Origin of the sequence: Mucilaginibacter sp. Bleaf8 (assembly GCF_018390515.1) — a bacterium.
In the GTDB taxonomy this organism is placed as follows: domain Bacteria; phylum Bacteroidota; class Bacteroidia; order Sphingobacteriales; family Sphingobacteriaceae; genus Mucilaginibacter.
This window is the reverse complement of record NZ_JAHBBK010000003.1, coordinates 367801-388548: the sequence shown is the minus strand read 5'-3', so window position 1 is coordinate 388548 and position 20748 is coordinate 367801. Positions and strand designations below refer to the sequence as shown.

Here is a 20748-nt window from a genome sequence, read left to right as displayed (position 1 = left end):
TATTTCTTCAGTAAGTATGGTGTTCGTATAGTGGTATTACTTAACCTTAAGCGGTGTTGTAGCCTGGCTTACGCCATTCTCATTAAAAGCCTCTACGGTAAAGTAATACATTTGATCCGTGCTCAAACTTTTCAGGTCCAGCTGGTTGGCATCATATACCAGCCAGGAGTTGTACAACTTGTTGGGCGCAATACCCCAGCGAATGTTATAACCCTGACTCCCTTTTACCGCCGCCCAGGTCAACATGGCATCCCGGCGGTCGGCAGCACGGTTCACTTTAAAACCGGCCGGCGTTTTAGGCGCAACGCCACGACCCTTTCCAAATACCCGGAAGCCCGATATAGCCAGGTTGGCCGGTACATGGACGTTGTTGTAACGGATGTAGCGTACGGTAACTGGTTTTTCGAGCTGCACGTAGTCATTAGGCGTGTCGGCAAAGCTGTCTTTTTTGTTGATGAGCGTTACCCAGGTTTTGCCATCATTGCTACCCTCAACGGTATAGCGGTGGTACAAGCCGGGTACGCGGCCATACAGGTTAGCCTGGTAGTCGCTATAGTTGATTTGCACGGCATAAACGGCAGCAGGCTTTTGCATATCTATTTGCAGCCACTGATGGTCATCATTTTTGTCGGCCAGCCAAAAGGTTTTCACATTCTCGTCCACAGCCATATCGGCCGAATAGGCAGACGCGCGAATGCTGGATGACGTTACAGGCTTTTTGTACGATAACAGCATCCACCCGGTAAACGCGCCCGCTTTGTCGGGCGCTGCCGCTGCATAGTGCGGGTAATCGCCGTAGGCGGTGTTGGTATACATTAGCCCGTCAGCATCAAACCCGGCAGGGAAAGCGCATAAGCGACGCTCCCAGTTCACATTTACAGATACAGCCATGGAGGCAAAGTGCCAGTATTGGTTACCGGGTCCCAGCACCGTACTACCATGCCCGGCACCGTTAATGTAGCCGCCCGGTTTATATGATACTGGGTTGTTGGGCGCATAAGTATACGGACCCAGCGGATGATCGCTCACATATACGCCATCGCCATAAACATTAAATTCGGTACCCGGTGCGGCATATTGCAGGTAATACTTGTTGTTATGCTTGGTCATCCAGGGGCCTTCTACATAGCCTTTTTCTTTGCTGGTGTGGTTTTCGCCAAAACGTTCCCAACCATGCTTGTTGCCATCGAGGTTAAATAACTCATGGATTTCTTTCGCAGGCTTAAAGTTGTTGTTACGATCCAGTTCACGCCCGCGCACAGGATAGAGATTGGACGATCCCCAGAACATATAGGCTTTCCCATCATCATCAATAAACAGATCAGGGTCTTGCAAATCGTTCAAAATAAACGGCGTTGCTTTCCAATCACCCTTTTTGGGGTTATCGGTATACAATACGCTCATGGAGCCCGAGGGGTCGCCGGCTACATACAGCACCGAGTCCTTGTAATTATGCGCAGCCGGTGCATTGCTGCCCTGGAAATACCATTTTTCGGGCGTGATGAAATCCCAGTTGGTCATGTCCTTAGAATGCCAGTAACCCAATGAACGGGTAACAAACATGTAGTACTCGCCCCTGAACTGCACCACCGCCGGATCGGCCCCCGAGCGGTAGGAAAGCCCTTCATTGGCGTTATAGATCATATAAGTATAATCTATATTGAGCGGATTACAGTAGGTAACGTTCTGAATAATTTGCGCCCATGCCGGCGTACCCAGCAAAAGGCTCAATAGTAATTTGAAGCCTTTACGCATGTTATTTTTTAAAATATGTTGATTTAATATCCAGTTTCTTTAAGCCGGCTTTTACTTCAGGACTGCTCATGAAAAGTTTCCATAACAAGCCCGAGCGACCGTTCTCAATCATTACCGCAATTGGCCCCTGGTCGATACCCAGGTAGCGTTTTGGGTACCAGTTGGCCGTTTCGCTGAAGGCATCATAAAAACCGTATTTGCCCCAAACTTTATCGCCCAGATCCTCATATAGATGACGCATCATCTTAAGCGAATATTCGGGAGTATAGGGGTAAGATGCTAGTGCGGCAGTAGGCGATATTACACCTAAATCCTCATTCGGGCTGTGCCCGGCATAACCATTTACCGAATAACTGGCGGTAAGCCCCCAGCAATCATCGCCATAGCCTTTAAAGTGCTTTGGATTGGCTATGCAGTAAGCACGGTGAATAAGGGTATGGTTTTTAACCTCTGTCCAGTAGTTGGCATAGCGGTCGGTTAGGCCTTTAGGGCTTAAACCCAGGTAGGAATATTGCGACCAGAACAGCGGCCCTACACTACCCGGCGCGCCGTTATGTTTTAAGCGGACGGGATAACCGTAGTTGCTGATCATGGTATCGATACGGCCGCTGCGCGCCCAGCCTTCGTGGTAAACTGCTGCAGGGATACTATGGGTAGGTGATGCAGCTGCCATAATATACATGATGAGGCACTCATTGTAACCTTCAACCGGAAAGTTCATTTTCCAACCCACGCTTGGCGACCAGTGCCAGTACAGCACGTTTTTGCCTCCGTTGCGGTACCAATCCCACTCAATACCTTTCCACAACTTATCAATTTGAGCAGCCAGGTGCTTTTCGGCAGCATTGCCGGTTTGGAAATACTGACGTACGCAAAGCAGCCCCTGAGCCAGGTAAGCCGTTTCAACCAAATCACCACCGTTATCGTTTTGGCCAAATGGCTTTACGCGGCCGGTTTCGCCATACATCCAGTGCGGCCATGCACCGTGAAAACGATCGGCCTTACTTAAAAAGTTTACTATTTTCTGCAGGCGTTTAAAGCCGGCCTGGCGGGTTATGTAATGCCGGTCTATACCAGCCACAATGGCCATTACGCCAAAACCGGTAGCACCGGTGGCTACTACATTTTTATCGTTTTCGGGATATTCGCCATCCACATGATAACGCTCCCGGGCAGCGCCCGAAACAGGCTCCGCACCATCCCAGAAGTACTGGAAGGTTTGCTTCTCTACCACATCAAGCAGTTGGTTATCAGTTAGTCCTTTTTTTATAATTGTTGAAGCAGCTGGCTGTGTTGCCAACGTTTTTTGCGCATTGACTACCGAACTGCCCAACAAAGCGGGTAAAACAAGTAATATACTAAATAGCTGTTTCTTCATTTTGGTAAATAGGTATTATAGGTTAGCGCTTTTAAAACCCAGGTTTTTCATCCCTGTCTTCACTTCCGGGCAACTCATGAAAAGGTTCCAGATCAAGCTGGAACGGTAGTTTTCAATCATAACAATGATCGGCCCCTGGTCAATAGCCAGTGTTGAGCTGGCAAACCAGGCATCATTCAGGCTAAAGGCATCATAAAACCCGTATTCGCCCCAAAGCTTATCGCCCAGTTTATAGTAGAAAAACTTAAGTGCCTGCATAGATTCCATTGGGGTGTACGGGAAGGACGCCAGCGCCGCCGTAGGTGCTATTACACCCACATCGTTTGATGGCGAACTGGCGGTATAGCCGTTGGGAATATCACTCGCGGTTAGCCCCCAGCAGTTTTCACTATAGCCATTGTTGCCTTTCGGATTAGCTTTGCAATAGTTGTAATTGATGAGCGCATGGGCCCGCGTTTGTACCTGATAGTCGGCATAAGTATCGGTTAAACCATTTGGGTTGATACCCATAAACGAGTAATGTTCAAAAAACAGCGGTCCGCCTAATGCCGGGCCTAAAGGCAGTTGTACATTATAGTAAGAGGAACCGTTTTTAATGGCGGCCTTTTTAGCCCAGCCACTATCATACATCGCTTTTGGAATGCCGTGCGAAGTTGATGAAGCAGCCAGCACATAAGTAACCAGTGCCTCGTTCCAACCGGTTATAGGCATGTTTATAGCAAAGCCTTGATTGGGGCTCCAGTGCCAGTACAGCGTATTTTGATTCCCTTGCCTAAACCAATCCCACTCTACATTTTGGTACAGGGAATTGATATCATTACGTAAAGCAATTTCTGCTGCGGATGAACCCTTAAAATATTGCCTTGTCACCAGCAGGCCTTCCATCAGGAAAGAGGTCTCTACCAAATCGGCACCGTTATCCTGCGCGCTAAAAGGAACTACGGCCCCTGTTGTACCGTTGAGCCAGTGCGGAAATGCACCATGAAAGGTCTGCGCTTTATTTTTTAAAAAGCTTACGATGGTTTGCACCCGTGCCAGCCCCTCTTCGCGTGTTATAAATTGCCGGTTTACCGCCGTAACCATAGCCATCAGCCCAAAACCGGACCCGCCGGTAGTAACAACATCGCCAGAAGTATTCCGTTCGCGGGCCAGTCCGCTTACCGGGTGACCAAAGTTCCAGAAATATTTAAAGGTTTGCTTTTGCACCAGCGTAAGCAGCTCATCGTCGGATACAATAGGAAACTTATCTTTATTATCAACCGGCGTTATAATCCGTGCAGTAACAGGTGTTGCAAGCACCGCATTACCGGCAGATTTTAAAACTGAATTAGAGGAAAGGGAGTATCGGCTAATGTAAGCCAAAGGCTGTGCCGGGGTAATCACCACCGTGCTATCGCCGTTTTGGAAAGAAGTATTGCAGGCCACAGCCTGGTCGGATGCATTAGTTAGCATGATACCGCTACTAACCGACGTGCGGTTAAGTGGTGCACTAAAGGATATTTTTATGACCGGATTGGTTGCCGTAGTGTAATAGTTGCTTCCGCTGTTTTTGCCATCAAGCTTTATGACCGTTAAGCTAAAATTTGATGGCTGATTTGGATTTTGATCAGCGCCAGCAGCGTTAGAAGCATCTTTTTTACAAGATGTAAAGCACATCAACAAACATAGCCCCGAAAAAACTTTAGCTGCTATCATGATAAACCTATGTTTTGGGCTGCTATGGAACAATACACTTTTATAAACCGCCCTGCTATGAAAGCAGAGCGGTTTGATATAGCATCAGATATTAATAACCAGGGTTTTGGGTAAGTACGCCCCTGCTCAGATCAATCTCGGTTTGCGGAATAGGCCAAACTTCGTTTTTGTTGGCTTTCCAGCCTTTAGGGCCAAATACCTGTGCCGCGCGGCCCTGGCGAATTACGTCGAAATAGCGATCGTACTCCATGGCCAGCTCAGAACGGCGCTCTCTCCAAATGGCGTTGCGCAGCTCTGTTTTATCGGTAGTGGTTACCTGTGGTAAGATATTCGCATTGCCCTGACGTGCACGCTCTCTTACCATTTCCAGCGATGACAGGGCTTGTGCTGTATTGCCCAACTCGTTAGCCGCTTCTGCATTCATCAATAACACATCTGAATAGCGCAGTACACGGAAGTTTTGCTGAGCACCTTCATTGAAACCTGAAACAAACAGGCTAAACGGCACATACGATTTGTAATTGTACATTGCGTTGTCTGTATTAGCCGGGATCTTGTCTCCTTCGGCAGTAGTACCACCGCGGAAAATGATAGTACCAGCACGGCGCGGATCTCCTGTTTCGTATGAATCAGCCAGGTTTTGGGTAGGCACGTTAAAGCCCCAGCCACCACCACGTACGTTACGCACACCCTGTACCTGTGAGTACTGGGAGTTGGATGCATCGGCATTACCCGGTACAATGGCTGCCTGTACTTCAAAAAGAGATTCTGAGCTGTTCTCGTTCTCTAAACGAAATACCTTTTCATAATTAGGCAGCAATGAATAGCCCAAGCCCATTACCTGATTGGTATAGTTAAATACATCAGCCCATTTTTGCTGATACATCGCCACTTTGGCATGCAGGCCTAAGGCTGCACCTTTGGTGGCACGGCCTACGTTAACATCGTCATACTTTTGCGGTAATACACCTGCAGCATCAGTTAAATCCTGCTCAATGGCAGCCCATACCTGTGCTTTAGCAGTTCTTGGCATGTTATACTCGGTCTGGTTTTTAGGAACAGTTAAGCGCAGGGGTACATCGCCAAAAGCCCTAACTAGCCTGAAGTAGGCGTATGCCCGGATGAATTTGGCCTCTGCAAGTAAACGAGCTTTCAATGTTGCATCCATATTGATGGCAGGCACATTGTCCAGCACCTGGTTGGCCAGGTTGATGGTTTGATATTGCCCATCCCAGAAAGAGTCCAGTTGCCCTTCAGTTGCCGGTACAGAATAATCATCATACTGGTTCAGGTAAGTAGCATCGTTTACGCTACTTCCTTTTTCTGTATCATCAGAACCCAAACTCTCAATAGCTATAGGTGCAAAGGCAATATTATTCCATGAGCGCAAATTTGCATAAATAGCATTTACTGCCTTATTAGCATCATCAGCATTACGCCAAAACTGCGCCACAGGTATTTGAGCTTGTTGCGGCACTTCCAAAAAGCTTTTCTGACACCCTGGCGCAACAATAGCAGTTGCCGCCAGCAAGCTGATGCTTAAAGTTTTATATATATTTTGTTTAAGATTTTTCATTGCCTTTTATATTAGAAAGTAACATTGACACCAAAATTGTAAGTTGCAAATAGCGGATATACGTTAGCATCTAAACCACGATTTAGCGGGCTTACCATACCACTGTTTGACGGATCGGCGCCAACTTCAGGACTAAAGCCTTTGTAACCGAAAATGTTAATCGCATTCTGTGCATTGGCATACACTCTTAAGCGTTTCATTCTTAACTTATTTGAGATAACAGACGGCAGGGTATAACCTAACTGCATGTTGCGCACCCGGAAGTAAGAACCGCTTGATACATAGAATGAGTTAGGAGCCGAGTTACTGGTGGTACCAATATTAACAGATGGGTAGGTGTTTGATGTACCTTCACCATGCCAGCGGTTATCAAAAAGGTCTTTGGTGAAGTTTTCGTTACCAAAGCGGTAAGCCAGGTTAGTATTATAAATATCTACACCAGCCACACCCTGAAAGTCCAAAGTCAGGTCGAAACTTTTGTAATTGAAGGTGGTGTTTACACCGTAGTTAAATTTAGGATTTGGATTGCCTAACGCCACACGGTCGTTACCATCAATTTTACCGTCGCTGTTAGTATCTGTATATCTGAAATCGCCAGGTTTAGCACTAGGTTGAGCCGAAGCAGCTACCTCTGCCGCATTTTGGAAGATACCGGCAACCTGGTAACCATAAAACTCACCAACCGGACGACCCTCCATTGTACGGGTAGCCAAAGCGCCGTTTGACAGGCCTACGCCACCACTGTAAATAACGTTGTTCAAGGTAGAGGTAACCCGGATTACTTTATTTTGATTGTAACCTACATTGCCACTAACGGTGTAGTTGAAATCGCCTTTGTTGTTGCTTCTCCATGTAACGGCAGCTTCAAAACCCCGGTTGCGGATGTCGGCTGCATTATCATATATAAACTGGTCTTGAATACCTACAGATCCTGGGATATAAATTGGAAATACAGCCTTTTTGCTTACACGATTGTAATAATCCAAGTCAAAAGACAAACGACTATCGAACATACTGCCTTCCAAACCAATGTCGCTACCTTGTGATATTTCGGATATAATAAACGGCGTTGGAACGGTATTAATGTTTGTACCAGTGTAAGGTAATTGATCACGCCCAAACACAGCTACATATGCTGGTATAGTTGATGTTGGTTGTATGGTACGGTTAAACGGCACACCTGCATTAGCCACACGGCCCCAGCTGGCCCGCAGTTTCAATGCGTTAAATACCTGCTGATCTTTCATAAACTCTTCTTGAGAGATTACCCAGCCAGCGCCAACAGCTGGCAAGTTCCTGTAAGTGTTATTACCATAAAACTGCGAGGCACCATCACGACGAATAGAGGCGTTTAATAAATACCGGTCTTTAAAACTGTAGTTGATACGGCCAAAGTAGGATGAAATGGTATTCAGGGAGCTGCCGTCGTCCTCGATGTTTCTGGTTGATGGCGTTCCTAAAGAAAAATAAGAATTTTCTGAACCGGCAGGAACATCCTGCGCCGATAAAGTATAAGCATATAATTGCGCACGTTGTGCAGTTTGGCCCAACAAAACGGTTAATTTATGATCGCCAAATTTGTTATCATAAGTTAATGTATTCTCGGCAATCCAATTGCGTGTTTCACCACGGTAACGGGTTAACGTACTTTGGGTGGTTTGTTGTGCAATGGTTGCATAATATACCGGTGTATAGTTGGTATTTTGTGCATTCGTAAATTCACCGCCAAAAGAGGTACGGAATTTAAAATTTTTCAGGAAAGTCAACTGTGCAAAAGTGTTGCCTGTGAATTGGAACCGTTCGCTACGCTGATTATAGAAATCAATAGTTGCCTGTGGGTTGTAATTGTTACCCCCACCTAATTGCACACCTAAACTGTTATTGTTAGGGTCGCCGTAAGAACCATCGGGGTTGAATACCGGAATTACAGGCGCTGCACCAAATAGCTGGTGGAAGATAGTATTACTGTTTACATCTCTGCCGCGGCTGTAAGCGCCGTTCAGTTTAACGCCGAAATCCAGGTTTTTAATTGGGGTTATATTATTGCTTATGCTTAATGTATAACGTTTAAAGCTGTTGTTTTCAACAATACCATCCTGATCAAGCACACCAAGTGATACATTATAGTCTGATTTTTCACTGCCGCCATTGATTGATAATTGGTGGTTGGTAGTAAAAGCAGAGCGTAAAACTTGTTTATACCAGTCGGTACCTGCACCTAAACTGCTGGGGTTGCTAAAAACGGTACTTCCGCCGTTACTGGTGCTTAACTCATTAATAGCAGTAGCATATTCGGTTGCATTGGCCATTTTAACCTGATTGGTCACCTTTTGGAAACCAACATAACCATTGTAATTGATGCTTACCTGACCTTTACGACCGCGTTTAGTGGTAACAATGATTACACCATTTGATGCGCGCTGACCATAAATTGCAGTACTGGATGCATCTTTTAATACGCTTATATTGTCGATATCGGCAGGGTTAAGGAAGTTGATATCATTGAACCAAACGCCATCTACTACATAAAGTACTGTAGTATTACCGTATATAGTTCCTGCACCACGGATAGTTACTTGTGGTGATGAGCCTGGTGCTCCATTGTTGGTAATGTTTACACCGGCCACTTTACCTTGCAGGGCACTTACTGCGTTTGGAGATGATTGCTTAGCTATCTCATCGCCTTTTACAGTAGCTACTGATCCGGTTACGTCAACTTTACGCTGGGTACCGTAACCCACTACAACTACTTGTTGCAGGTCATTAACCTGAGCGGCCAGTTTGGCGTCGATGTTGGTGTTACCACCAACTGGTAAGGTTTGAGATACATAACCAACGTAGGTAAAAGTAAGGGCAGCACCGGTTGGGGCACTTAGCTTATAATTACCATTTACATCGGTTTGGGCTCCGGTAGTTGTGCCTTTAACACCTACACTTACGCCTACAAGAGGCTGCCCGTTGGCTGCGTCTGTAACTTTTCCGCTCACTGTAACGTTTTGAGCAAACGCAGCGTCATATAGAAAAGTAAACAGCAAGGCCAATAATGAGACTGTAAAGATTCTCTTCATAATTGGTTGATTAAATTTTAAACTTAGAAATTAGGTTCTATTGAGGTTCAAAGTTGCTCATGATTATGGGATGTGTCCAAAAAAAGGCACTTCACATTCATACATCATGTTCATTTTATTTTCTCAAACCTGCCAGCATTAAAATTTAACCAACTAATAAATAAGCACTTACCTATATTCCACACACTACATAAAAAGGCACATAGCGTATCAATTACACCGGGAGCTAAAAGGGTTTATGAGAGGTAATGATGTAGTGCTATAACTCAATGAGAAACTCTACCAGGTTCTTGTCGTGAGGTATATTGAGCTTTTTCCGAAGCCTGTACCGTCTTATTTCTACACCGCGGAGTGAAATATTGAGCAGGGAAGAAAGCTCCTTACTGCTCATGTTCATGCGCAGGTAGGCACACAGTTTTAAGTCGTTTGGTACCAGTTCGGGATGTTGTCCCTTCAATCTTTTGAAGAAATTTTCGTGGGCTTCGTTAAAGCTTTTTTCGAAAAGGTTCCAGTCCCGTTCATCATTCCGCCCTTCGTTAATTACTTTTTGTACCCGGCTTATCTGATCGGTCGGTAGTTTCTTCCCATTCTCATCTTTAATCTTCATCAACTCATCGCTCAGCTTTTGCAGCAATTCGTTTTTATAAGCTAAAGACATTGCAGAATTGGCAAGCTCCCGATTTTTGGAGTCCAGTTCGGCCTGTAGCTTTTCATTTTGCAGCTTCGCAATCTCCCGTTCACTGGCTTCAGCCTCCTGCTTTCTCTGCTCCTCCTGTGCCTGTGCTAAACGGGCAGCTATCTTTTGATGATCACGCTTTAGTTTACGTTCGTAAATCTTTTTACCTACAAAAAGTATGATGGCTATGAATACTAAATAAAGCACCATAGTGCGTTTACGTGCATACCATGGCGGTTGCACAGTAAATTCAAACGAGGTTATTTTACTTACAACGCTGTGATTAATTTGCGCCCTTACTTTAAACACATAGGTGCCTGCGCTCAAGTTAGTAAAATCTTTTTGCGTAGCCGTACTCCAATCAGACCATTGATTGGAGTATCCCTCCAAGTAATATTGAAAGCGTATTTGTGCCTGCCTATAGTAAGGCAATGTATAGGATATTCGGATGTTGTTACGGTTATTAGCTAAATATACTGCTGTGTTTATATTTTCATTTTCGCCAATGTTCTTATACCGGTCGGTAATGTCATCTATTTTTCTGATATGTACCGATGGCGCCTGATGCAGCGTATTATAATGCCCTTTATTGGCAATATCATAAATTACAAATCCATCATCAATACTTATGAGGTAAATGGAGTTGCTGATACGGCTTATATTTTCATAATACTGCACCATACGGCCGTCCAATATGCTGAAAGTGGTATAATCAACCGCTACCTTGCCGGGTTGTGAAAAATCAACCAGTGCCACTTTACCATGATTTATAAACCAGTACAAGTGTTCGCCTGCATTGATAATACGGTTGGAAGTTGCAAACGCTCCTAACTTCTTATTTAAGCTTTCATAACGTGAAAACCGGTTACTAATATCATCATAGGTGTAAAAACCCGAGTCGGACGAAAAAACGATCCGGTTCTCCAAATTAAAAACATTGATATTGAAGTTACCGGGCAGGCCGTTCTTATCATCAAATGACCGGGCAGCAACCACCCGTTTAAAATCAGCACTCAGCGTCAGCCTGTTTAAACCTTTGTATGCATGGCTTACCCACAGGTTACCTTTCTCGTCCTGCTCCACCAGTTTGGATGGCTCCTTAAAGCCGGTTATCTGGTTTACCAGTTGCCAGTTACCGCGAGCATCCTTGTTAAATAAGGCCAGGCCGTTATAATTGCCTTGTATTAAGTAGTTAGGATTAGTTTTTAATGGCTTTGTAGTCCAGCCGCCGCTCAAGGGTGATATTTTTTCCATACGGTCATCAACCACCCGGAAAGTACCGTTATTGTGCCCGCACAGCAATTGGCCGTTTAGTACCGTTAAATCCCATACCTGCCCTTGCGATGCCGGTACCATTTTAAAATCGAACGCATTGCTGCTTTGCTGCGGCCAGGTGGTATAATACAGTCCGTGATTGGTACCTAAATAGATCTTGTTATTATGAATGATACTGGAGTAAACCGTACCAAACTGGCCTGTTTTATCCAAATTGAAATATAACGGCGAGTTGAGCTCTACCCTGTCGATACCATTATCCAATCCGGCCCACAGATTTTGATTATTATCGGCATACAGGCTCAATACCGTATTATTTTGCAGCCCTTTGGCTTTGTTTATATGCTGTATGATACGCCCACTGGCATCAGTAATTATGAGGCCGTTTAATATAGTGCCGTAAGCGTAATATTTATTCAACACCTTTACCCCGTTGTTGAGCTGGTAAGCTTTTAAAAATTCGCTGGCCGGTGTTTTAAATGGCGCAAAGGTTTGCCCGTTATATAGATACAGCCCGCCGGTATTGGTACCAATAATAAAACTATGCTGCCAGTAAGGCAATACCGATAGTACACCCTGTATCTTTTCGCTGCCGGGTAAAAGCGTTAGTTTATTACCCGTAAGTTCATAAAGCCCTTTGTTTAAAACCTCGGCAAAAAAGCGCCTGCCTGCCTGGTGCAAAAACAGCATGGAGGTACCCGGCGATACGATATGGATCTTATTGTGCTGATAAATATAAATGTTGGAAAAAGACTGGAACAGTACCCGGCCGCCATCTACATATATTTTCCAAATTTCGTCGGTTAATTTATAGTTGCGTGGCAGCAGCTTAGTTAATGAGGTATAAGTAGGCCTGTTGTTTTGGTAGGCCCAGTAACCAAATTCGCCAAAGCCACCGGCATAAATGCGCCCGCTACTATCAGTAGCAACCGCCCTGACGATTTGCCGGTTGGGCATAGCGTATTGCCGCCAGTTACGACCATCATATACCAACAGCCCTTCTGCATTACCGTAATACATCAGGCCATTGGCACTTTGTGTAACCGACCAGTTCTGGTTACCAGAATTGTATATTGCTTTTGGAAAGTTCTGTATGTAGGGCACCCCTAAACTCAGCCCCTGGGCAACGCTTAATTGGGCAATAAACAAAATATGAAGAAGAGCTACTATAAACGGTCTACACATCTTACAGAACTAAATATCAGGATACAAAGTAAGGAAAAGTATATCGAACAAGATAATTTCACTAAACGCTGGTGTAGCATAAAAATTACAAACAGCAGTTATTGCTGCTGTATTATACAGCATGAGGGCCATCAAAAATTACCCAATAGTTAATTGACGGTATCTCACACAGCTGGTTGTAATTAAAAGTTTAAATGTTACCTTTATTATAAATTCCCCTTTCCAATTAAAAACTTCGTGATGAAGAATGTCTTTAACATCAATATTATTCCGGATAACGATGTAGAACGCGTTAAAGCGCTCGATCGCTATTGCATAATGAATACGCCAAAAGAAGCTGCGTTTGATAGTATTGTAGAGCTGGCTAAAGTTATTTTTAGAACCCCTATAGCTCATTTGTCTTTTTTAAACAAAGAGGAAGAGTATATCAAAGCCAGCGTTGGCCTGGGTGATATGCTCCGGGTTGATCGTGGCGAAAGTGTATGTGCCATTACCATATTAAACTCAGAACTTACAGTTATTGAAAATGCGGCCGAAGACCCGCTGTTTGATAACCACCCTTACGTACACGGGCCCTTCGGCTTACGCTTTTATGCTGGCGCACCTTTAAAAACATCCGATGGGTATACCATAGGCACCTTATGTTTGGTAGATACCCAGCCCCGAACCGTTTCGGAACATGACAAGGAAATACTGCTGGCATTGGCCAAAGTAGCCATGGAACAAACCGAACTGCGCCTTGCCAACATACAGGAAACCGAAAAACAGGTAGCCATCAATGATAAGCTTGGCGCCAGCGAACAGCGGCTGCAAAGCATACTGGATACCATGGCCGAAGGCGTAGGCATTGTAAACCTGGAAGGCCAGATGGTATATGCAAACAGCATGGCCCAGCGCATACTGGGGCTTACGGAAAGCGACATTATTGAGCGTAAGTTTGATGACCTGAAATGGCAGAACTTAAGGGTGGATGGTACTCCCCTGCCCAAAGACGACCATCCTATGACCGTAATGCTGCGAACCGGACTGCCGGTTTACGATCAGGAAATTGCTATACAAAATGATAAAGGCGAACGTACCTACATCTCTATCAACGCAGCCCCAATCAATGATCCCGTAACGGGCCAGCTCACAGGCGGCATCGGCACTTTTATGGATGTAACCAACAGGCGCAAGCTTTTACAGCAAAAAGAAGAGTTTATCAGCATTGCCAGCCATGAATTGAAAACACCGGTAACTTCCCTGAAAGCCTCCCTGCAAATGCTGGAGCGGATGAAGGATGACCTGACTATTGATAGGCTAAACAAGCTGGTAGCACAATCAAACAAAAGCTTAATGAAACTTAGCGGCCTTATTGGTGATTTGCTGGATGCCAATCGTATTAGTCATGGCCAGTGGCAGATACATAAGATTAGATTTACAATGGGCGATTTTCTTGCCGATTGCTGCCAGCACGTACGCACTGCCGGCAAACATAACATCATTGTGAACGGTGATTTGGATGCGGAAGTTTATGCCGACCAGCAACAGATTGACCAGGTACTGGTAAACCTTGTAAATAATGCGGTAAAATATGCGCCCGAATCCAAGGATTTGGTTATACAGGTTGAAAAGCTGCCTGCCGACGTCAAAATATCAGTTATTGATACCGGGCCGGGCATTTCACCTGATAAGCTGCCTCACCTGTTTGAACGCTATTACCGTGCCGATTACAGCGGGTTGCAGTTCTCTGGCTTAGGGTTGGGCCTGTATATCAGTAAAGAGATTATACAAAAGCACGGCGGCCAGATCGGTGTTGAAACCGAACTGGGCAAGGGCAGTACATTTTGGTTTACCCTGCCTTTACATCAAGCTTAAAACCCTAAGCTATCGGAAAAACACCTACCTGGCTATTTCATTAACCTAAATACTGTGATAAAACGCCATGCAGCAAAGCCGGTTTGAAGGGCTTGGTAACACAAGCATTCATGCCGGCTTGCAGAATTTTATCGCCCATATCGGCAACGGTTGAAGCCGTTAAGGCAATAATGGGTAATTCCTGATAATATTGCCCCGATAACTTTCGTATAGCTACGGTTGCATCATAGCCATCCATTTCAGGCATCTGCAGGTCCATTAAAATAAGATCGTAAATGTTTTGGCTTGCTTTGTCGAGTGCTATCTTACCGTTTTCGGCTACGTCACAGGTAATGTCCCATTGCTGCAAAAACTTTCTGATCACCATTACATTCACCGGGTTATCTTCCGTAATCAGCACCTTTTTACCCGGAAAGCCGGTTAGAGCCAGATCAGAAGGCTTGCTGGTACGTGCCTGTTGCTTAGCCTTACTTTTCTTGAAGGTAAGTTCAAAAAAGAACGAAGAACCTTTACCCTCTACACTAGTTACCTGTAAGTGACTGTTAACCAGCTCGAGCAGGCGCTTGCATATAGCCAAACCTAAACCTGTACCGCCATATTTACGCGTTGTTTCTGAACTGGCCTGCGAAAACCGCTCAAATATGTGTTCCAGTTTGTTGGTTGGTATACCAATACCCGTATCGGCCACTTCAAAATACAATTTTACTTTATGCTCATGCTCTTCCAGTACCTTTACAATCAGTTCAACCTTACCCGCTGGTGTAAATTTAATGGCATTGGCAATTAAGTTATTAATTACCTGTCCCATCCGTACTGGGTCGCCTACCAGTAGCGTGGGTACGGCTTCGTCTATTTGCAATACAAATTGCAGATCTTTCTGATCGGCTTCGCCCTGCTGGGCAGCATAAATATTTTTGATGAGTTGCGACAGGTCAAAATCTACCTGTTCTATATCAATTTTACCAGCTTCTATTTTGTTAAAGTCCAGGATATCATTAATCAGTATCAGCACATTTTCAGCCGAAAACTTAAGCACGTTTAAATACTCATGTTGATCCTGCCTTGGGTTTTGTAATAGCAGGTTAGTGAAGCCAATTACCGCATTTAAAGGCGTGCGTATCTCATGGCTCATAATGGAAAGGAACTCCAACTTGGCAGCAGCAGCTTTTTCAACCTCTTCATGCTTAATGCGCAATTGCTCTTCATTACGCTTGTGCTTGTCAATATCCTGAAAAACGCCATATAACCGCACACATTTGCCATTAACAAACTCAGGGTGCCCCACGCTGCGTGTCCATATTTCACGGCCCTTGGCCGTTATTATTTTTAGCTCCAAATCATAATCAACCCCATGGTTTATTGCATTCAGGTAGGCCTGATAGAGTGTATCACGGTCATACCCTTCTTTAAAAAAGCGGGTTGCCGATCCAATTATGGGCACAAAATCATCGGGCACTTCAAAAATGGATTTGGTGATGGCCGTCCATATTACTTTCTGATTAATCAGATCTAACTCCCACCCCCCAACCTGCGCGGTTTGATTGGTTTTATTCAAAAACTCCTTGACCTGACGCAGTTCTTTTTCGGCCTCTTTTTGGGGCGTCAGGTCCAGAAAACTTCCTATTATTTTAGTATATTTATTATTATTTCCTTCAGTTATAGCTTTACCGCTAATAAGCATACATACTGTATGGCCTGCTTTATGACCAAACCTTACTTCCTGTACAAATGGAACTGATGTTCCGCTTTCAATATGTGCTTTAAACTTTTGGCCAAGTCTTGTCAGATCATCAGCAAATGCTCTTTCTTTCCATTGGTACAGCTTATTAGGCAGCTCATGATCTTCAAAGCCTAATGTTGCATTTAGCAAGGCATCAACCCTTATTTTATCATTACCAATTTCCCATTCCCAGTAACCGGCAGTTAAATTATCACAAGTAATATGTGGTATGTATGGCATAAGTAGCGTATAGATAGATATAGATACGTAAAAGAATGAAAAAACAGTCAAAAAAAGTATTAACAAACCTGCATTTTAAAGCAAGTAAAACCATTTACCTGCTATTATGTGTGCATATTAACTTAAATATTATACCACAATAAACCTCTGTTTTATATTTTACACTATTAAGTACTTAGCCTAATATTTTCAAGCTTAATCGCTGCCTTGTCGGTACTTTTAAACAGCCTACCTAATAGTTAAAATTTTGCCGATATTCAGCCATCTATTATTTGAATATTTTATGGGAAATTTTATCATTTGCATACTACTGGCAGCACTGTTAATTACCTGGGGTTGCAAAAGCAAAAACCAGCAGTCGGCTGCTAATCCAAATGTTAAACGCTATGGTTCGGTTACCGGCTTAAAGCCTGACAGTGTGGCTATATATAAGGAACTGCATGCCCATGCCTGGCCCGGCGTACTCAAAAAGATAAAAGAGTGTAATATTCAGAACTACTCTATCTATATCAAAGAAATTGAAGGCAAGCCTTACCTGTTTAGCTACTTTGAATATACCGGTAACGACTTTGAAGCCGACATGAAAAAGATGGCAGCCGACAGCACTACCCGAAAATGGTGGCAAAGAACCGACCCAACGCAGCTTCCCCTACCCGATGCTGCCGCCAAAGGCAAAATATGGTCGGACATGGAAGAAGTATTTCATACACCATAAAGAAACATACTGAATAAAAGAAAAGCGGCCCTCCACAGGCCACTTTCCTTTTTTGGATACAAACACCTATAATTTAGCTGGATCAGCATTCAGCACTATTTAAACTACCATTAAAACCAACTTACTCAAACGCCGTTAGTAAGAACGTAAGTACTTTCTATTAGTGCCTTACTATGATCTTTATAATTTTTAAGCCTGATTATAACTCACTTAAAGTACCACCATATTATAATTAGCGGCTATGTATTATATTCGATTTTTATTTTAGCCATTCCTGTTACGCATAACATTCATTATACTTAGCACAATTTGCCGGGCAAGTAATATTGTTATTAATGGAAGCTTATCAAAGCAAATGGCCGCAAGGTGGCGGCAAAATGGGGGTACGCATACGTGCATTTAACTGGCAGCACACGCCATTGGGCCACATATGCACCTGGCCGCAAAGCTTGCGCACGGTTGTAGAACTTGCACTGGCCTCCCAACATCCGGCTTATGTTTGCTGGGGGCCCAACCTATGCTCTATTTATAACGATGCCTGCGCTGATCTTTTAGCAAGCAAACATCCGGCTGGGCTGGGGCAACCGGTTTATGAGGTGCTCCCGGAACTACAAAACAGCATTAAGCCACTTATTACTAAAGTACTGGCAGGTAAATCGGTATACCTTACCGACCAGCCCTTTGTTATTGCAGATGAATACCAACCCATCAAAAACTGGTTTACCGGATCGGTGGTGCCGTTGCGTAACGAGGCAGGCGTAGTAAGCGGGCTTTTTTGCAACATCATAAAAACCACAGATAAAATACTGGCAGAGCAATCCCGCCGGGATAGTGATGAACGGCTTGAAGAAACCGCCAGCGAGCTGGCGCGCCAGTCGCGCTTTTTGCAGGCAACGCTATCATCCATACCCGACTTTGTGTATGCATTTAACCGCGACCGGCGCTTTGTGTATGTGAATAGCACCATGCAGCGCTTGTTTGGCCCGGATATAAGCTTAATAGGTAAAACCTTTGCCGACCTGAACTACCCCATCGACCTGGCCGATCTGCTGAACACTTATATTGATACCATTTTTGAAAAAGGCAAAATGGTTGAAGACGAAGTGTTTTATACCAGCCCTATCGGCATAAGCGCTTACTTTGATTTTGTATGGGGGCCAGTATTGGCCGAGGATGGTTCTGTTGAACTGGTAGTAGGTGTATCGCGCGATAATACGGAGCGCCGCCGGTTGCAAGACCGCATTCGCCAAAGCGAGGAACGGCAGGCTTATTTACTTAAATTGAGTGATGCACTGCGCCCGCTGCAAAAGGTTGATGAAATTAAAAATACAGCTGCCAGGCTATTAGGTAGTACGTTGCAGGTATCACGGGTTCACTATGGCGAACTATCTGCCGATGAGTTGTATTGCACCATAAAAAGCGGTTATAACCAGGAGGTACCGGTGCTGGAAGGCGTTTTCAGGATGGCCGACTTTGGCAGTAAAGTAGCCGGCCTTTTAAAAGCAGGAAACAATGTGGTGATTACGGATGTGCAACAAACCGGCTGGTTTTCCGAACCGGAACTTGCAGCATTTAACGGTATAGGCGCTGTTAGTAATTTAGTGGTTCCGTTGATAAAAGAAGGGCGGCTTAAGGCTGTTTTGGCCCTGAACCATATGGAGCCGAGGGAATGGACAACTACAGAAATTGCATTAGTGGAAGCAACCCTGCAGCGCACCTGGGATGCAGTGGAACGCGCAATTGCCGAAAAAACATTAAAAAAATCAGAACAGCGCTTTAAAGTGGTAGCCAATCTGGTACCTGATTTGCTTTGGAGCAATTTACCTAACGGGCATACGGACTGGTGCAACCAGCGTTGGATGGATTATACCGGTCAAAGCCAGGAGGATGCTACAGCATACGGCTGGCTGGATACCATTCACCCTGATGACCGGACCGCCTCTATGAAAACCTTCCAAAAGGCAATAGGTAAAGGAGAGTTACTGCAAATGCAGCACCGCATTCGTAGTGCCGCAGGCGAATACAGGTGGTTTTTAGTAAAGGCTGCGCCTATTTACAACGACAGGGGTGAAACAGTGCAGTGGATTGGCGCTGCAACTGATATTCACGAACAAAAAATAGCCGAACAGCAATTGCAGCATGTAAATACCCTGTTGGAACAGCAAATCACAGAACGAACGCAAGCCCTACAGGAAAACCGTGACCTGTTGCACGCCACCCTGGATAGTACGCTGGATATGATACAGGTATTCAACGCTGTACGTAATGAACAGGGCGAGATCATAGACTTTACATGTATACTCCATAACAAAACTACCGAACAGCTATATGGCAACGTAACAGGTAAAAGCCTGTTACAACAAATGCCCGACGCTAAACAGACCGGCATATTTGACAGCCTTAAGCAGGTTGTAGAAACCGGCCATACACAACGGTACGAGAAATATTATACTCACAAAAATTTTAGCGGCTGGCTTTATCAGTCGGTAGTTAAGCTTAACGATGGTGTAGTAACCAGCACGGCCGACATTACCGCCCGTAAAAAAGCCGAAGAAGAGCAGTTCAAGAACTTTACGTTGCTCAGGCAGTCGGAAGAAGCCGCCCTTTTGGGTAGCTGGGAATATAACCTGCATACCGGCGCTTTTTTCTGGAGCGATGGCATGTATCGCCTGTTTAATCTGCCTAAAGGCACCCGCATATCGCCGGAGATTTACCTGGAGTACGCAACTGCCGGTAGCATGGAGGCGACCCAAAAGCTGGTTAATCAAATTAAAACCGGAGAGCAGGACTTTGAGGCAACCATTGAACTAAGCGTTAACAGCACCATTAAAATTGTGCACATAAAGGCTACCACTATTGGCAACGCCGTAAAAGAGCGCATACGTGTATTGGGCCTGGATTTGGACATCACCGCTGTACATACCGCCCAGGAAAAGATAAAAGCGATGGAAACCGAGCAGCGGCTGGAAATATTCCGCGCTACCTTAGGTACACAGGAAGAAGAACGCCGCCGTATTTCAGAAAGCCTGCATAATGGATTGGGCCAGTTATTATACGGTATCAAAATCAGCCTTACCTACTTAAATGAGCAAATGGCCGCAAACTCCCCTGATGATTTTATAGCCGCAAAAAGATACAGTAATGAGCTACTGACGCAGGCCATTACCGAAAGCCGGCGCATATCGCACGAGCTTATGCCGAGCGTGCTCGAAGATTTTGGCCTGAAGACAGCCATTGAAGACATTGGCCGCCAGTTGCGCAGCAGCGTGACTTTCACCTGCAGCTTTAAAGGCTTGCGTAACCGCCTTGATAAGTACCTGGAGCTGGCCATATTCAGAACCATGCAGGAACTGATGACCAACGTAGTAAAACACGCCAATGCTACCGAGGCCAAAGCCGATTTGACTATTACCACCGGCAATATCATTATACGGGTGCAGGATAACGGACAGGGCATTATCCCTCGTAAAACCGCAAAGCCTGGTATTGGCCTGGCATCCATACGCAGCAAGGTGAAGCTGCTCAACGGTACGGTAAAGATTGATTCTGCTCCGGATAAAGGCACCGCAATTGAGGTACGTATACCGCACACTGTGTAACTTGCAACC

10 protein-coding genes are annotated in these 20748 nt (G+C 44.9%); 3 read left to right on the top strand and 7 right to left on the bottom strand.

All coding sequences use genetic code 11. From position 1 onward, the window contains the following. Positions 1–36: 36 nt before the first annotated feature. From KHS38_RS15190 to KHS38_RS15165, 6 genes are all read right to left on the bottom strand, one after another. Positions 37–1755: a family 43 glycosylhydrolase gene (locus tag KHS38_RS15190; RefSeq protein WP_213489395.1), complete on the bottom strand. Its 1719-nt coding sequence runs from the start codon at positions 1753–1755 to the stop codon at positions 37–39. Between the two features lies 1 nt (position 1756). Continuing rightward, positions 1757–3133: a glucoamylase family protein gene (locus tag KHS38_RS15185; RefSeq protein WP_213489394.1), complete on the bottom strand. Its 1377-nt coding sequence runs from the start codon at positions 3131–3133 to the stop codon at positions 1757–1759. A 15-nt stretch (positions 3134–3148) separates the two neighbouring features. Then, positions 3149–4828 carry a glucoamylase family protein gene (locus KHS38_RS15180; RefSeq protein ID WP_213489393.1) on the bottom strand — a complete coding sequence of 560 codons (1680 nt, stop codon included), beginning with the start codon at positions 4826–4828 and terminating at the stop codon, positions 3149–3151. Between the two features lie 91 nt (positions 4829–4919). Next, complete coding sequence (locus tag KHS38_RS15175) at positions 4920–6404, bottom strand: RagB/SusD family nutrient uptake outer membrane protein (RefSeq protein WP_213489392.1); 1485 nt, start codon at positions 6402–6404, stop codon at positions 4920–4922. An 11-nt stretch (positions 6405–6415) separates the two neighbouring features. Then, positions 6416–9472 (bottom strand): SusC/RagA family TonB-linked outer membrane protein, encoded by a 3057-nt coding sequence (locus KHS38_RS15170; protein ID WP_213489391.1) that lies wholly within the window; start codon positions 9470–9472, stop codon positions 6416–6418. Between the two features lie 259 nt (positions 9473–9731). Further along, on the bottom strand, positions 9732–12608 hold the full coding sequence (locus KHS38_RS15165; protein ID WP_213489390.1) for a triple tyrosine motif-containing protein: 2877 nt from the start codon (positions 12606–12608) through the stop codon (positions 9732–9734). Between the two features lie 240 nt (positions 12609–12848). On the opposite strand from KHS38_RS15165, the gene KHS38_RS15160 reads away from it, so the two are divergent. Further along, a complete protein-coding gene (locus KHS38_RS15160) occupies positions 12849–14465 on the top strand; it encodes a GAF domain-containing sensor histidine kinase (RefSeq protein ID WP_213489389.1) in 1617 nt (538 codons plus the stop codon). A 40-nt stretch (positions 14466–14505) separates the two neighbouring features. Here KHS38_RS15160 and KHS38_RS15155 read toward each other — a convergent pair whose 3' ends face one another. After that, complete coding sequence (locus tag KHS38_RS15155; RefSeq protein WP_213489388.1) at positions 14506–16425, bottom strand: PAS domain-containing hybrid sensor histidine kinase/response regulator; 1920 nt, start codon at positions 16423–16425, stop codon at positions 14506–14508. A 283-nt stretch (positions 16426–16708) separates the two neighbouring features. Between KHS38_RS15155 and KHS38_RS15150 the strand changes: the two genes are divergently transcribed. Next, on the top strand, positions 16709–17140 hold the full coding sequence (locus KHS38_RS15150; RefSeq protein ID WP_213489387.1) for an L-rhamnose mutarotase: 432 nt from the start codon (positions 16709–16711) through the stop codon (positions 17138–17140). A 335-nt stretch (positions 17141–17475) separates the two neighbouring features. Then, positions 17476–20739, top strand: a complete 3264-nt coding sequence (locus tag KHS38_RS15145; protein ID WP_213489386.1) for a PAS domain-containing protein — start codon at positions 17476–17478, stop codon at positions 20737–20739. The last annotated feature ends 9 nt before the right edge of the window (positions 20740–20748 follow it).

What these genes read in the sequence shown, in the direction of transcription:
- KHS38_RS15190 (WP_213489395.1), bottom strand. Translation starts at nt 1,755, where the DNA reads ATGCGTAAAGGCTTCAAATTACTATTGAGCCTTTTGCTGGGTACGCCG.
- KHS38_RS15185 (WP_213489394.1), bottom strand. Translation starts at nt 3,133, where the DNA reads ATGAAGAAACAGCTATTTAGTATATTACTTGTTTTACCCGCTTTGTTG.
- KHS38_RS15180 (WP_213489393.1), bottom strand. Translation starts at nt 4,828, where the DNA reads ATGATAGCAGCTAAAGTTTTTTCGGGGCTATGTTTGTTGATGTGCTTT.
- KHS38_RS15175 (WP_213489392.1), bottom strand. Translation starts at nt 6,404, where the DNA reads ATGAAAAATCTTAAACAAAATATATATAAAACTTTAAGCATCAGCTTG.
- KHS38_RS15170 (WP_213489391.1), bottom strand. Translation starts at nt 9,472, where the DNA reads ATGAAGAGAATCTTTACAGTCTCATTATTGGCCTTGCTGTTTACTTTT.
- KHS38_RS15165 (WP_213489390.1), bottom strand. Translation starts at nt 12,608, where the DNA reads ATGTGTAGACCGTTTATAGTAGCTCTTCTTCATATTTTGTTTATTGCC.
- KHS38_RS15160 (WP_213489389.1), top strand. Translation starts at nt 12,849, where the DNA reads ATGAAGAATGTCTTTAACATCAATATTATTCCGGATAACGATGTAGAA.
- KHS38_RS15155 (WP_213489388.1), bottom strand. Translation starts at nt 16,425, where the DNA reads ATGCCATACATACCACATATTACTTGTGATAATTTAACTGCCGGTTAC.
- KHS38_RS15150 (WP_213489387.1), top strand. Translation starts at nt 16,709, where the DNA reads ATGGGAAATTTTATCATTTGCATACTACTGGCAGCACTGTTAATTACC.
- KHS38_RS15145 (WP_213489386.1), top strand. Translation starts at nt 17,476, where the DNA reads ATGGAAGCTTATCAAAGCAAATGGCCGCAAGGTGGCGGCAAAATGGGG.